Raw genomic sequence first — 15,179 nt, forward strand, 5'->3', positions numbered from 1 at the left:
TACTCCTATAATTTTTCAATCCAAGTGGCAGTTGCTCCAGCTTTGCGTAATTGAGCGCTAACGTTTTCTGCCGCTTGGGCATCGGAAACTAAGGAAATTACACAGCCACCTAGCCCGCCACCGGTTAATTTACTGCCTAAAGCACCGGATTGGTTAGCCGCTTGGATTAATTTTTCGACTGCCGGATGGCTAACTCCTAGCTGACGGAGACAAGCTTGCGCGTTATTCATAATGTCACCTAAAGCTAAAGAATCATCATCCTTTAGGGCAGTTGCAGTTTGACTAGTTAATTCTCCCAATTTTTCAATCAAAAGTCTACTATCATTATCGATACGTAGCTTGTTTTTAACAATGTTAACGGCTTCGCCAGTCTTTCCTTTAATTCCGGAATCACTGATCACTAAGTAGCCGTTAAAATTAATTGGCAAAGCTTTAATGGTCCCATCTCGTTTAAACCAAATTGGTCGGTCTGCGCTGGCGGTTGCCGAATCAAGGCCGCTAGGGTTACCATGGATAATCTTTTCGGAAATATTAACCGTTTTTAATAGCTTGTTTTTAGTTAAGGGACGGTCAAAAAAGGCGTACATGGCGCGTACAATTGCTACGGCAGTGGAAGCCGAAGAACCCATCCCCCGTTCAGCTGGAATTTGGCTGTCAATATCTAATAACAATCCATAATGTGGCTTTCCTAACGTAGTTAAAGTTTGGTTAATCAGCTGCTTGATTCCCAACAAATTACTATGAATATCATTTAAGAAGCCATTAAAATAGCGACTCCGTATTTGAATGTCGCCAGGGATGGATTGTATTTTTACGGTTGTTTTTACGTTACGGATGGGAAGGGCAATCGCGGGCTGATTATACACCACACTGTGTTCACCCATTAAAATAATTTTTGCGTTACTAGTTTTAATTACCTCTTTCACGATGCTCCTCCTTTTTGGCCTAAAGTAAATGATACTCTAAATCAGAGGATTTTTCGATGTAGAGAAGGTAAACATTTGGTAAAATTAGTAATTAGAGACTAAGGTTGGAGATTTAGTAATGAAAAAAACAAGGTATGCTGTTGTAGATTTAGAAACAACCGGTACGGGATCGGTTGAAGAAAGTCGAATTATTCAAATTGGCTGTGCTTTTATTGAAGGCGACCAAATTACTGAAACTTATCAAACAAAAATTAACCCGCAGATGACGATTCCTAAGCGAATTTCACGATTAACGGGGATCACGGATCAACAAGTTCGCCAGGCCCCTAAGTTTGCAGATGTGGCGGATAAAATCTATCAAAAATTAGCGGGCACGGTGTTCGTAGCGCACAACGTCAATTTTGATTTTCCGTTCTTAAATCGAGAATTGGTGCGTAGCGGGTACCCAGAATTAGACTTAAAAGCGATTGATACCGTTACGTTAAGCCAGGTTCTTTTTTCGCGTACCCGTGGTTATCGGTTACGGGATTTAACTAATTATTTACACATCGAACACGACGACCCGCACTCGGCAGATAGCGATGCCGTGGCAACCGCACATTTATTCTTGAAAATTAAAGCTGCGTTAAGCGAATTGCCAATCGTTACCTTAGAGCAGTTAGTTAAATTAGGTGACCAACTACCTTTACAAACCGCAACGATTTTAGAAGCGGCGTTGCAAAAAAGCAAACGGCATCCCAATAAGTTGCCGGATGACTTATTAGTGGTTGACGGATTGGCAATTAAACGACCCGCTCCCTTAAATACGGGTGAAGAGGTTAACGTAAAAAAAGAAGCCTATCCACAGACTAAGCGAAGCAAAATAAAATTGTACAACAAGACGTTAAAGTGGCGTAAGAGTCAAGCAACCTTAATGAACTATGTTTACCAACAGTTTAGTCAAGAAAACGAAGAAAGAAACATCGTTGTTGAAGCTCCTACGGGGATGGGCAAAACGTTAGGGTACTTGCTTCCCCTTAGTTATGTGGGGCGGCAGCGCGCGCGTAAAGTGGTGATTAGCGTTCCCACTACCGTTTTACAGAACCAAGTTCTTAAGGTAGGTAAGGAGCAGCTAAATCCGCTTTTGAGATACCCCCGGCAATTTGCGGTATTAAAGGGTAGCAGCAATTATTTGAATTTAGATTTGTTTGCCAAAAAAATTGCCACTCCAACGGAACTAAGTAAGGATAGCCGGTTGTTAGCAATGAAAATTTTAGTTTGGCTTACCACCACAGAGACTGGTGATTTCGATGAAATTAATTACCACGTTGGTTTTGGCAATAGTATTGATCAATTTCGCCATGCGGGGGCAACCGTATTATCTGCACAATCGCCGTTTTACAGTTATGATTTTTATCGGCGCGCTAAAACCAAGTTAAAGTTTGCTGATTTCATTATTACTAACCATGCTTACTTGGCACATCACAGTGCAAAGTTTAACGTGCAGGAGCGGGCGCCATACTTAGTGATTGACGAAGCTCAGCATTTTGCACAGGAATTAGCTAATTTAAATCAACAATATTTAGACTTAAATGAATTGATGATGGAAGCGCATCGGTTAGTTAGCCGATTATTAATGAACCACCATGATAACCTAATGCGTTCGGTAATGAAGCATCCGTTGGCTGGTTTTCATATTCGCCGGTTCGTTAATAGCCTAGAAAAAATCAACCGGCTAATTTCCCAAATTCAAGGGAATTTGTATGAACATTTTGTTCAACGGCAAAAAGTGGAACTGGTTGAAAATCAACCAGCTGAAATTGCAATCGACGAAGCTACTATTCAGCAGCTAAATCAAAACGAGTTTAATGCGCTCACCCAAGAACTTGCTAACACCTTTATTGAATTTGACACACTGGACCGGTATTTCAAACAACATGACTTAGGTTCGGTAACCAACGAAGCCTGGCGACAAATCGGGGCGTTTCAAGGTAACCTAACTAAGTTTTACGACGCGATTCGCGACTTGAAAAATGATTCCGCGCAAAGTTACTACTGGATTACGCTAGGCCCTAATCACGATGCTGGTAGTATCCGAATTGGCCGGGGAGTAGTTAATCCTGGAGAATTTTACCAAAAAGAAATCGTGCCAGCATTTGCTCAAATTTTGTTAATCGGTGGTACACTATTTGTTGGTAATCATCGAGATTATTTCTTAGACAAGTACGCCTTAACCAAGGAAAATGCAATTATTCGTTCCTTTAACACGGGGGTAAACTTTGCAAAACAACTTGACTTTGAAGTTTTAGATTCTAGTTTTACGCTGGATCCGGACACCTCGCCGAAAGCTTACGAGCGCTTTTTGGCCAACGCAATCGTGGAATTAACGGAAGACGTTAACCGGCAAACTTTAGTACTTTTTAATTCGTTAGATACCATTGAGAAGGTATATACTAGGATGATGCAGGAACATCCTGAGCGCTCCCGTAAAATCTTGGCTCAGGGCGTGCATGGTTCTCGTGCTAAGATTATCCGAGAGTTTAACGATGAGGATAACGCAATCCTGTTAGGTGCGGCGTCATTTTGGGAGGGAATTGACTTTCCTGGTGACCGTTTAGAGTACCTAATTGTGACCCGGCTTCCATTTCGTTCGCCAGGTGATAAGCTAGTTCAACTAGCCGCTAAGCGGGCACGAAATCCGTTCCGGCAATTTACGTTGCCAGACGCGTTATTAACTTTCAAGCAGGGCCTAGGACGAGTAATTCGCAATAGCGATGATACCGGAGCAGTCGTGATGTTAGATAATCGGATTATGAAACGTCGTTACGGCAAGCAATTTATCCATCAGCTGCCTAACGGAGTAGAAGCCCACTATGGCAAAATTGATGAGATTAAAACAAGGGTCGCTGACTTTTTTAAGTAGTCCCGTTGTTTATGTTAGTTGAGGAAGATTATGAAAAAAGGTAGACTTAAACATCCATTTTTGCTGATAACTTTTATTGTACTTGCAACAATTATTGGTTCAGCTGTGATTATTTTTAATGAGATTAACCAACCCATTCGGGGGGATACCCGCGTAGCAAAAACGATTGCGCTAGACAATACTGACTTGACCAAAGTTGATCGGGTAACGCGATTTGTTTATAACCAAACCGAGTACACAGTTTCTGGTGCAAAAAAAGACGGCACTAACATCTTTGTGGTAATTGCTGATCATGGAAAGAAAATCACGGTATACCCTCAATCAGCTGGAGTGTCGGAACAGGCCGCAATTAAAACTGTTGAGCAAGATTCTGCGTTAAAAGAAATTACGTCCAGCCGATTTGGGATTGTTAAAAAACGTCCGGTGTGGATGATTTCGTACATTAACCAGAAGGACCATTTAGTCATTAAACTAATTGACTTTAAAACTGGACAAGAAATCAAGCACGTATCCACGTACTAAGTTAAGGAGCAAATATGCAAGACGTATTGTTGAAGTTATTACAGGACGGAAACACTAGCATTCCTAATTTTTTGTTAGATAATTATGCAAAGTTGGGGATGACTAACAACGAATTTTTACTATATTTACAAATTAAGAAAGAACAATCGCGGGGAAATGGGTTCCCGCCGATGGATAAACTTGCCACGAGTTTAGGCATTGACAGTCAAACCCTATTTGCAACCATCCAATCTTTACAAGACAAAAAGATGTTGGAAATTAAGCAAAGACGGGATGGACAGGGTCAGCTAACTGATTTTTATGATTTTAGTTTGTTTTACCAAAAGTTAATTGCCCTCTTAGATGGAAAGGCGACTCAAGAGGTAGCAACTCAAACGCAAGAGAAAACCAATAGCATTTATGACCAGATTCAAGTAGAATTTGGGCGAGCATTGTCACCGATTGAGATTGAGACGATTGCCCAATGGGTCGATACGGATCACTTTTCGCCGGAATTAATCCGGTTAGCTTTAAAAGAAGCGGTTTTAAATCAAGCGTATAACTTGAAATATATGGATCGGATTTTATTGAATTGGCAACAACGAAACCTCACCACGGCGGCTCAGGTAGAAAGTAGTCTCAAGCAGCGCCCGCATGGTGAAGCGGAAAATAGTTCCAAGGCCACCAAAAATAAAGCCTCAAATGTATATATTCCGCTAATTAAACTTACCGATAACCAAGATAATAAATAAATGTATAAAAAGAGAGTGGGACAAAAGTCGGGTAGTTTGCGAGCATTAACTAAAAATTGACCATGATGTGATAATCCCTTTATGGTTGTCAGATGAAATAACATAATTCATCTGATAATCATGGAGGGATTTTTGAATGTCTAGATCTAAGTACACAGCATTAGAAAAATTAAATTTTATAAATGAATTTAACCAATCGAATATTAGTCAAAGAGCATTTGCTAAATATCATGGTCTTCGAAGAAGCACTTTTAAGGATTGGTTAATACGCTACGAAACCTTTGGTATTAAAGGTCTGATGGAAGTTAAAAAAAACAATAAATATTCCACTGACTTTAAGTACACAGCGGTTATGGCATATTTGAATGGTGAAGGTACCCTTAGTGAATTAATGAGTAAATTTGGATTACGTTCATGTAAGCAACTAATTGACTGGATTAACAAGTATAATGAGGATAAAACTTTAACGGCTACGCCGTTTAGGAAGAAGGTCCCCGTTATGAGTCGTAAGACAACTTTTGAAGAGCGAATAGAAATTGTCGAGTGGATTACCAAAGGTAAACATTCGTATGCCGAAGCAGCTGAGCACTTTAAGGTATCATACCAACAAGTTCGCTCATGGGTTATCAAAGCTCAAACTGGTGGTTATGAAAGCCTCGCAGATAATCGTGGGCATCGTAAACCAACTACAGAATTAACCGAAACAGATAAATTAAAGCGCGAAAATCGGCAACTCAAGGCACAATTAGCTGAGAAAAAAATACTTGAAGAATTCGTAAAAAAATACATGGAACTTCAGCGCAGGGGGTGAAAAAGCAACATCGGTTGATTTATCAAGCAATTAAAGAAATCAGTCAATATCACTTTGGAGCAGTATCGCTTCTTTTGAGGAATGCAGGTTTAAGCCGACAGGCTTATTATAAATTTCTAAAACGCAAAGAAACGGCCTCACTCCAGATGAATACTGGAATGAAGCCGTTTAGTAAGCCGCCTAATTTTATATTATTTCATCTGTCAACTTGACAGGGCCTAGTACATGATGCCTGAATTTGGCATCATGGCCAATTTTTTGTTAAGCGGAACAAACTGACTTTTGGTACACGTTTTGGCTCTATTGAAGCCAAAACGCCAAAATAAAAACGATTCATGAAGCTTAACTTCATGAATCGTTTTTTATTTAGAGCCTTTTGTCACACCCTCTTTTATTATTTAACGTTCGTTAGTTACTGGAACTAACCGAGGCGCTCTCGGTAGAAGGCGAGGTAGCAGAAGAACTTGGTGTTTCACTGCTAGATGGTTCGCTAGAGCTAACTGAACTACTGGAAGATGATGACTCAGAACTTGAAGAGTCGTCATCTTTTTGACTTTGTTCGTCGTGATCGTCATCTTTATCCTCATCCGAAGAAGATGACTTGCTCGAACTGCTGGAGCTTGAAGAACTTCTAAAGATTGATGAGTAGGAGCGTTTATTATTTTTTGCATAATCATCGCTCTTACCGGTATCATCATAATCTGCCCCAATTTGATAGTATTCATTTTCACCTTTCTTACCAACTGAAGATGGCATACTCCAGTCCGCGTTAGATGAATACTGAGCCATGTAATAAATCATGTATTTCCACAGGTACTGTGCCAAGTTAGTTTGTTCTTGGGTTAAATAACCAGTGGTGGAGTTAGGATGATCAAATCCGGTCCAAACAGAAAGTGAGTAGTCTTTTGTATAACCCGTCATCCAGGAATCACTAGAAGCGTTACTTGGAATATCATATGCTTCAGTAGCTTTCTTAGAGTACGCTACGGTACCAGTTTTACTTGCCATGTTAATTCCTGGAAGGTTAGCTGCACGTCCAGAACCATTACTATCTGTGGTAACACCCTTTAAAATTGAAGTCATCAGGAAGGCGGTTGCTTTAGACATCGCTCGGCTACCTTTAGACTTGTATTTGTAAATCTTACCATCATTAGTAACTACTTTATGAATATAGGTTGGTTTGTGGTAAATTCCTCCGTTTGCAAATGCTGCGTATGCGGCCGCTTCTTGCAAAGTAGAAATATATAAACCGATCCCGTTGCTAAGGGTGTACCCATCTTTACTGGTAATTCCTAAGCCTTCCATAAAGTCGCTTGCCTTAGAAATGCCCACATCTTGTAAAGTGCGAATAGCCGGAACGTTCCGTGATTGGATCAACGCATCCCGAACGGTCATCGTTCCCTTAAACTGGTGGTCAAAATCGTACAGCTTAGTGTTTGTTCCCGGATAAGTAAACGGAATATCCTTAACTTTTCGATAAGTTGGCCACTTTAAGTATTCAAAGGCGGGACCGTAATCCATCAAAGGTTTAGCAGTGGAGCCGGAACTACGGTCAGTTTGTACCGCACGGTTTAACCCATAGGTGACGTCGCCGGTTTTCCGACCACCTAGCATTGCGACAATTTTACCAGTTTTGTTATCAACCATGGTGGCGCCGACTTGAATTTCGTCGTCATTAAAGTTAACGGTTTGATCATCGTTTGCTAGTTCATACAATTTCTTTTGAGCAGCGTAATCCATGTTGGTATAAACTTTCAAACCGCCCTTGGTAGTATCAAATCCCTTATCTTTAAGGTCGGTTAATACTTCTTTAACGTACGGGTCAATAATCTTGTTTTTCTTGGTAGATTCTGAAGTAGTTTCGTGTGTATCAGTTAATCCAGATTGAATACTTTCGTTTTCTGCTTGATCTGCTTGTTGTCGAGAGATTTCCTTATTCTTAACCATCGCTTCTAGAACGGTATCTCGACGTGACTTAGCATATTTAGGGTTGCTAATTGGATCATAGTTAGTAGGGGACTGTGGCATTCCGGCCAACAACGCTAACTGAGCTAAATCAAGCTTGTCCAGCGATTTACCAAAGTAGTATTTAGCGGCAGTTTCCATGCCATATACGCCGTTTCCCATGTATACCTTGTTAATGTAGAATTCTAAAATTTGATCCTTGCTGTACTTTTTGTCAACTTGCAAAGCTAACCAAGCTTCCTGAGCTTTAACCTTTAAGGTACGGTCGGAAGCATCCGTTGAGAAAACGGATAGTTTTACTAATTGTTGGGTAAGGGTACTAGCCCCTTGTAGTCCCAGGGAAGAGCCGGTAAAGTTGGCTAATGCGGCCCCAACGATTCGTACGGGGTCGATCCCATTATTTTTATAGAAGCGCCGGTCTTCAATGGAAACAATCGCGTGTTTTAAAGTCTTCGGGATCTCTTCTTTTTTAACATATTCCCGGTTCTGCGACCCTAGACGGGTTAACACCTTACCGTCTTTATCGTAAATAACGGTGGCATTGTCGCTAGATAATTGCGCTTCCGTAATCTTGGGCGCGCTTTGGGCGTAATACATAAATAAACCGCCGCCAAAAACAATTAACGCAACTAAAAAGCCAACCGCCGCTAATAAGAGCTTTTTAATCCATGAAGAAGGACCTCTCTTATTAGTATGAGAACGTTGCATTTGCGAATGTTGCGTTCGCCGCAGGGGCTGTTCATGATTATCATTTCTACTATTCATATCTAATCTCCTTGCTCTTTAAAAATCGATTCACTATATAATTTGATCTACTGCCTCAAGATATGGAATTAACGGGTTAATCTGGTAGTTAATTTCATAACCATTTTGTTCAAATACAGAAAGCGGAATCGATTTTCGACCACCATTTTTGATATTTTTCCAAAATTTGAATAAGTCTGTTGCCGGTAGTAAAAATATCTTATCCAATTTTACAAATTTTACTATGGTAAAGCAAACTCCACCAACTTTTTGGCATTGCTCCATATGGGTAATTTGATGTTCGTGAAAGTTACTTAATGGAAAAGAAGTCGTACTCGTAGTTTCCTTTGCATCAAAATCAATGTATTTACCCTTGTATACGCCGTTATAGTCAGTAGTGGAAGCTTTACTAAAATATGCTTCTTTAATTCGTGCTGCACTACGTTTAGGGTAGTCAACCTTTACAATTTGAATTGGGGTTGGCTTTTTATGCACTACGGCAATTCCACGAGATAAGTAGTAACGATTACTTTCGTTAAGCTCTTCTTCTAAAGACATTCCCCGTTTTCCGTAAATCGGCACGCTCTGTTTCTGTGGACGATCAACACTAGGGTGGTTATTAAGTGTTGATCCAGTTGGGTAGTTAAATTTCACGGCTCATCCTCCTGATAGCTTATTATACTATGCTAATAAGCTCTTTAAGATTACAAAAGACTTAAAAATAGGGGAACCACAAAACAATTTAGTTTTTCTGCGTACCTATAATGTAGTAAACTTCATTTACAGATGGTATGAAATGGGAGCGATAAAATGAGTCGGCTTTGGTTAACAGGTTACCGTAGTTATGAATTAGGGATTTTTTCGGATAGTGATCCCAAATTAAAAGTGATTAAGTTTGCCCTAAAAAATCGGTTGATTGAAAAAATTGAAACGGGAACGACTTGGGTGATTGCAGGACCGCAATTAGGAACTGAACAATGGGGATTGATGGTAGCAAATGAACTAAAAAAAGACTATCCCGAGCTACAAACAGCAATGATGGCACCATTCGCGGATTTTGGTCAGCAATGGAAGTCAGAAAAACAAGAGCAATTGGCCGCTCTTAAAGCAAAGGTAGATTTTTACGGTCAGGTAAGTGATTTGCCATACAAAAATCCACAACAATTAAAAAATTATCAAAGTTTTATGTTAGAACATACCGACGAAGCACTTTTGTTATATGATAGTGAGCGGGAAGGAAAAACCAAATATGACTTAACGGCAATTCAAAGATATCAAAACCAAAATGCGTACGACCTTACCACCATCGATTTTTATGATTTAGAAGATGAAGCTAATGCATACGCAGAAAACCAGGAATAATTCTTTGAATTTCCAAGAAGTTTTGATACAATAGAATACAGTTATTTGATCAATAGTAATCAACGAGGTGCAGCGATGGACAACATTAATTTTACTCCAAAGGATATTTTGCAAAAAGAATTCAAACCGAAGATGCGGGGTTATGACCCAGCAGATGTCGATACTTTCTTAGATTCCGTAATTAAAGATTACGAAAACTTTGGGAAAGAAATCGAACGGCTTAAAGACGAAAATGAACGGTTATCAGATAAGGTTGACGAATTAGGTAAGCAAGTTTCCGCTGGTGCAACCGTTGAAGAATCAGCACCCGTTAGTGGAGCAACTAATGTGGATGTCTTGAAACGTTTATCCAATCTTGAACGTCGCGTATTTGGTGCTCAACTTGAAGATAACGGCAACGATTCGCATCGAATCTAAATTAAATATCATTTTGTAAATCTCGGGTAATTGCGGCTAACATCGGTTAGCTGAGGAAAGTCCATGCTCGCACAAGCTGCGATGCTTGTAGTGTTCGTGCCCGGTGAAAAAATAAGCTGGGGCATCTGATTTCAGATGACGGCAAGCCAACGAGCTAAAGCTTCGGCCATGCTCTAGTAGCTTTGAAAAGTGCCACAGAGACGATCTTATTAAGAAATTAATAAGTTGGAACGCGGTAAACCCCTCGAGCGGGAAACCCAAACTATGGTAGGGGAGCTTCACATCGTGGAAATGAACTAAGATGTGGGGGCAGATTTAAAATCTGCAGATAGATGATTACCCAAATTTAAATTTTTCCTGAGAATTTATTTTGGACAAAACATGGCTTATAGAGGTTTACAAATTCAGGGAGGCTAGGGTGAAAGTTTACTTTTATCCTAGCCTTTTATTTTACTAATAAACAATTCTAATAGGGAAGTTATTATGAAAAATTACAAATTATTAGCAACCATGGCAAGTGGTTTAGAAAGTTTGACTAAAAACGAATTAAAGGATTTAGGTTATGATGTCCAAACAGAAAATGGGCGAGTAAGGTTTGAAGGAACTTTTGAAGACGTTATTCGCACTAATTTATGGTTGCGGACTGCTGACCGAATCAAAATTATTGTGGGAGAGTTTAAAGCAGTCACTTTTGACGAGCTTTTTGAACAGGTTAAAGCATTACCGTGGGACGAGTTAATCCCGATTAACGGTGCTTTTCCAGTAAATGGTAAGTCTAAAAAATCCCAATTACATAGTGTGCCGGACGTCCAGGCGATTACCAAAAAGGCAATTGTTGAAAAACTTCGCGAGGTTTACCACTGGCGCAATCAACTACCGGAAACTGGGGCTAAGTATGGTTTAGAAGTCAGCATTGATAAAGATCACGTATTAATTACGCTGGATACTACCGGAGATAGTTTGTTTAAGCGGGGGTATCGTTTGTATAAAGGATCAGCCCCTCTTAAAGAAACCATGGCCGCGGCATTAGTAATGCTAACTAATTGGCACGCTGATAAACCACTAGTAGACCCATTTTGCGGGTCAGGAACGATTCCAATTGAAGCAGCCCTGATTGGACAAAATATCGCCCCTGGCTTTAACCGTAGCTTTGCTTGTGAAAGCTGGGAAATGGCTGACAAGGAATTAGTGGAACGGATCCGGGCCGAAGCAGACGAAAAAGCTGATTACGATGTCGAACTCGACATTACCGGTTATGATATTGACGGTAAAATGGTTGAGATAGCAAATAAAAATGCTGAAGAAGCTGGATTAGCCGGAATCATTAATTTTAAACAACAAGCCGTTAAGGACTTTAAAACGGAGCAAAAAAATGGGGTAATGATTGGAAATCCACCATATGGCCAACGGTTAAGCGACCAAAAAGCAGCCCGCGAAATTTATCGTCAATTAGGCACGGTAACTAGGCCACTAGTCACTTGGAGTAAATATTTCATCACTAGCGACCTCGATTTTGAAAAATACTACGGGCAATCAGCCACTAAAAAACGCAAATTATATAACGGAGCGTTACGAACGGATTATTTTCAATTTTGGGGTAAACGTGAAAGGTAGGTCTTACTGGTGAAAATTGCGGTAATTGGTAACGGGATTGTAGGAGCTACGTTTGTTAGCGAAATGCTAGAGCGTTTCCCGGAAAACCAAATTGTTCAATTTGATGGCATTAAAGGAACGGCAACTACCGCTTCTGCTGGAATTATAGCTCCCTGGTTATCAAAACGAAGGAATCAAAAATGGTATCACTTGGCTCGATTAGGTGCCGAATATTTAAATCAGCTCGCCCAAAAATACGAAATGCCAGCTGACGTTTATTATCAGAGCGGCGTCATTTATACTAGAGACCAAGCTGATAAGTTAAGTGAGTTGTACCAACTAGCCCAGACGCGGATTAAACAAGCGCCTCAAATGGGAGAATTTGAAATTGTCGACCATCAGACAATTCAAAAGGAATTTAATTTTATCCAAACCAAAAATGACGGACTTTACGTAAAGGGCGGCGCTCGAATTGATGGGCGCCAGTTCATTAATTTTTTACAAAAGCGTAATCAAGGTAAATTTGAGTTTCGCCATGACGTTGCCCAATTGAAACGAGAAGGTTCGCACGTGCTCGTTAATGGCGAACATTTTGATTTGGTTATTTTGGCTTGTGGGGCATGGTTAAAACAAACTTTGGCACCACTTGGGGTGGAAGCCTTGATTCGGCCACAAAAAGGGCAGTTAATTGAAGTTACGCTACCTGAGCACGCACGGATGGCTGACAAGGCACCCGTTCTAATGCCAGAAGGTGAACGGGATTTTATCCCCACTAATCAAGGAACCTTGCTGATTGGGGCTACGCACGAAAATGATCAAGGTTTTGATTTACAAGTTAGCTCCCAAATTGTGGAGGACTTATTAGCGAGCGGTCAACGAGTAATCCCCGGGCTTACTCAAGCAATGGTTAAAAGTGTTCGCGTAGGTACCCGAGCATATACAGCAGATTTCGCCCCATTTTTTGGTTATTTACCTGAATTTCCAGAAATTATGGTTGCATCCGGTCTAGGATCTTCTGGATTAACCACGGGACCAATCATTGGGAAGTTACTAGTAGACTTAGTTGCGGATCCTCAGCGCGACGTTACCTCTTTGACTAAGCCAGTCGGTGATTACGTTAAATTAGGAGGAATCTAATGAAAAAAGTAGAGAGTTTTTATTATCAACCTGATTTTTTAAACAACATCATTTCATGGTGTTGGACATTCTTGATTTTAATCGTTGGGGTCATTTTTTGGCTGGAAGTTACCACGTTTAATTGGATTACGGCAGTTTTCTTTGCACTGTTTGTAATGGTAATTAGTATTCAAACGGTAAGCCGAAGGGTCGAAGTAATTGGCTCGGAAGTTATTATCAATCGGGTGTTTAAAAGCAATTTTACCGTACTAAGCATCGCTAATATCGAAGACGTTACTCGCGGAAAAATCTCGATAGGTTTCCAATATGATCATAAAAGATATAAACTATTGATGAGGCGTCGCTCGGTAAATCGCCTTTATGAAATTCTTACAAAGGAGTAGATCATTATGAACGATATTGAGATTTCCCAAAATGCAGAAATGCTACCCATTCAAGAAATTGCCCAGCAGGCGGGATTTAATGAAAAAACCGTCGAACCATATGGGCGTTACAAGGCAAAGATTGATATTTTTGCTGAAGACGAAGAAGCTGCTCAATTAGGTAAACTAGTTTTGGTTACTTCAATTAATCCTACCCCGGCTGGAGAGGGTAAGTCGACGGTCACGGTGGGGCTTGGCGACGCTTTAAATGAAATGACTGGTTCTGCAATGGTAGCGCTAAGAGAGCCTTCACAAGGCCCTGTAATGGGCATGAAGGGCGGTGCTACTGGTGGAGGATATTCACAAGTAGTCCCAATGGATGAAATTAACTTGCATTTTACCGGCGATATGCACGCATTGACCGCTGCTAATAATACATTGGCAGCCTTGATTGATAACCATATTCAGCAGGGAAATCAACTCAATATCGATCCGCGAACCATTGTTTGGCGGCGGTGCTTAGATATTAACGATCGGGCGCTTCGAAACATCGTGATTGGCATGGGCGGTCGCTTTAGTGGGGTGCCGCGGGAAGATCACTTTGACATCACCGTTGCAAGTGAATTAATGGCGATTTTGTGTTTGGCAGAAAGCTTGACGGACCTTAAAAAGCGGATTAACCGAATTTTAATTGCTAAAAATTATGCTGGAGAACCAATTTTTGTCCGTGATCTAAAGGTCGGCGGTGCGATTACCGCCCTCTTAAAAGATGCTTTAAAGCCTAACCTTGTCCAAACATTAGGTCATACTCCAGCATTAATTCATGGTGGTCCATTTGCTAATATTGCACATGGCTGTAACAGTGTTTTAGCAACTAAAACGGCGCTAAAACACGCTGACTACACAATTACGGAAGCCGGTTTTGGAGCAGACTTGGGTGCTGAAAAATTTTTGGACATTAAGACTCCCGTTTTAGGTAAAGAACCTGACGCGATCGTCATTGTGGCTACCGTACGGGCGTTGAAGTACAACGGAGGCGCTAAGCTAGCTGACTTGCAAAACGAAGACCTTGTCGCCTTGGAAAAGGGTTTTGTAAACTTACAAAGACACATTAAAAATATGCAACGTTACCAAGTGCCAGTAGTGATTTCGATAAACCATTTTACTTCTGACACTGATCAAGAAATTGCCGAACTCAAGCAATTAGTAGAACAGACTGGCGTACAAGCAGTAGTTACTGATGCTTGGGCGAAGGGCGGTGCTGGCTGTAAAGAGTTGGCCCAGGCCGTGATTACAGCTACCGACACAAATTCAGATGTTACGATGCAACCGTTGTATGATGTGGCAGCTCCTATTCAAGATAAAGTTAAAGCGATTGTGCAAAAAATGTACGGGGGCGCTGAAGTTCAATATTCAGCAACGGCTTTGAAGAAAATTAAAGAATGTGAGCAAAATGGTTGGGATAAATTGCCAATTTGCATGGCTAAGACCCAATATTCCTTCACCGACGACCCTAAACAATTAGGGGCACCGACAGGATTCACTATGCACGTTAATGACATTAACATTCGCTTAGGGGCTGGATTCTTAGTTGTACTAACTGGCAAAGTATTAACCATGCCTGGACTACCTAAGCAACCGGCTGCATTAAATATTGACGTTAATGATAAAGGAGAAATCACTGGATTATTTTAGTGATTAGAAGTT

The 15,179-nt window shown here is 40.7% G+C and carries 13 protein-coding genes and 1 other RNA gene; 11 read left to right on the forward strand and 3 right to left on the reverse strand.

From position 1 onward, the window contains the following. Positions 1-5: 5 nt before the first annotated feature. Positions 6-926 carry a mevalonate kinase gene (gene mvk / locus HMPREF0623_RS01905; protein ID WP_002831600.1) on the reverse strand — a complete coding sequence of 307 codons (921 nt, stop codon included), beginning with the start codon at positions 924-926 and terminating at the stop codon, positions 6-8. Positions 927-1,044: 118 nt separating this feature from the next. On the opposite strand from mvk, the gene HMPREF0623_RS01910 reads away from it, so the two are divergent. The 4 genes from HMPREF0623_RS01910 (at position 1,045) to HMPREF0623_RS01925 (ending at position 5,892) form a co-directional block, all read left to right on the forward strand. Then, positions 1,045-3,828, forward strand: a complete 2,784-nt coding sequence (locus HMPREF0623_RS01910; RefSeq protein WP_002831602.1) for a helicase C-terminal domain-containing protein — start codon at positions 1,045-1,047, stop codon at positions 3,826-3,828. Between the two features lie 30 nt (positions 3,829-3,858). After that, complete coding sequence (locus HMPREF0623_RS01915) at positions 3,859-4,350, forward strand: cell wall elongation regulator TseB-like domain-containing protein (protein WP_002831604.1); 492 nt, start codon at positions 3,859-3,861, stop codon at positions 4,348-4,350. 14 nt (positions 4,351-4,364) lie between these two features. Continuing rightward, positions 4,365-5,081 (forward strand): DnaD domain-containing protein, encoded by a 717-nt coding sequence (locus HMPREF0623_RS01920; protein ID WP_004165144.1) that lies wholly within the window; start codon positions 4,365-4,367, stop codon positions 5,079-5,081. A gap of 136 nt (positions 5,082-5,217) precedes the next feature. Then, the gene (locus HMPREF0623_RS01925; protein ID WP_004165838.1) at positions 5,218-5,892 is read left to right on the forward strand and encodes a helix-turn-helix domain-containing protein; all 675 of its coding nucleotides are present in this window, start codon (positions 5,218-5,220) and stop codon (positions 5,890-5,892) included. Positions 5,893-6,300: 408 nt separating this feature from the next. Here the strand turns inward: HMPREF0623_RS01925 and HMPREF0623_RS01930 are convergent, their stop codons facing one another. Both HMPREF0623_RS01930 and recU read right to left on the reverse strand, forming a co-directional pair. Next, positions 6,301-8,622 carry a PBP1A family penicillin-binding protein gene (locus HMPREF0623_RS01930; RefSeq protein ID WP_004165840.1) on the reverse strand — a complete coding sequence of 774 codons (2,322 nt, stop codon included), beginning with the start codon at positions 8,620-8,622 and terminating at the stop codon, positions 6,301-6,303. 33 nt (positions 8,623-8,655) lie between these two features. After that, positions 8,656-9,255 (reverse strand): Holliday junction resolvase RecU, encoded by a 600-nt coding sequence (recU, locus tag HMPREF0623_RS01935; protein WP_004165841.1) that lies wholly within the window; start codon positions 9,253-9,255, stop codon positions 8,656-8,658. 156 nt (positions 9,256-9,411) lie between these two features. Between recU and HMPREF0623_RS01940 the strand changes: the two genes are divergently transcribed. The 7 genes from HMPREF0623_RS01940 to HMPREF0623_RS01965 all read left to right on the forward strand — a co-directional run bounded on the left by HMPREF0623_RS01940 (position 9,412) and on the right by HMPREF0623_RS01965 (position 15,167). Beyond that, positions 9,412-9,963 (forward strand): SLOG family protein, encoded by a 552-nt coding sequence (locus HMPREF0623_RS01940; protein WP_002831616.1) that lies wholly within the window; start codon positions 9,412-9,414, stop codon positions 9,961-9,963. A gap of 75 nt (positions 9,964-10,038) precedes the next feature. Next, entirely contained in the window at positions 10,039-10,380 is a 342-nt protein-coding gene (gene gpsB / locus HMPREF0623_RS01945) for a cell division regulator GpsB (RefSeq protein ID WP_002831618.1), read from the forward strand. Positions 10,381-10,398: 18 nt separating this feature from the next. Next, an RNA gene (gene rnpB, locus HMPREF0623_RS09340) (RNase P RNA component class B) lies at positions 10,399-10,774 on the forward strand. Positions 10,775-10,863: 89 nt separating this feature from the next. Then, entirely contained in the window at positions 10,864-11,994 is a 1,131-nt protein-coding gene (locus tag HMPREF0623_RS01950; RefSeq protein ID WP_004165842.1) for a THUMP domain-containing class I SAM-dependent RNA methyltransferase, read from the forward strand. A 9-nt stretch (positions 11,995-12,003) separates the two neighbouring features. Further along, positions 12,004-13,110 (forward strand): NAD(P)/FAD-dependent oxidoreductase, encoded by a 1,107-nt coding sequence (locus tag HMPREF0623_RS01955; RefSeq protein WP_004165843.1) that lies wholly within the window; start codon positions 12,004-12,006, stop codon positions 13,108-13,110. Beyond that, positions 13,110-13,493, forward strand: a complete 384-nt coding sequence (locus HMPREF0623_RS01960; RefSeq protein WP_002831624.1) for an EbsA family protein — start codon at positions 13,110-13,112, stop codon at positions 13,491-13,493. The genes HMPREF0623_RS01955 and HMPREF0623_RS01960 overlap by 1 nt, the downstream gene beginning before the upstream one ends. A gap of 6 nt (positions 13,494-13,499) precedes the next feature. Further along, positions 13,500-15,167 carry a formate--tetrahydrofolate ligase gene (locus tag HMPREF0623_RS01965; protein WP_004165846.1) on the forward strand — a complete coding sequence of 556 codons (1,668 nt, stop codon included), beginning with the start codon at positions 13,500-13,502 and terminating at the stop codon, positions 15,165-15,167. Positions 15,168-15,179 lie beyond the last annotated feature (12 nt).

The sequence above is a fragment of the Pediococcus acidilactici DSM 20284 genome, assembly GCF_000146325.1.
In the GTDB taxonomy this organism is placed as follows: Bacteria; Bacillota; Bacilli; order Lactobacillales; family Lactobacillaceae; genus Pediococcus; species Pediococcus acidilactici.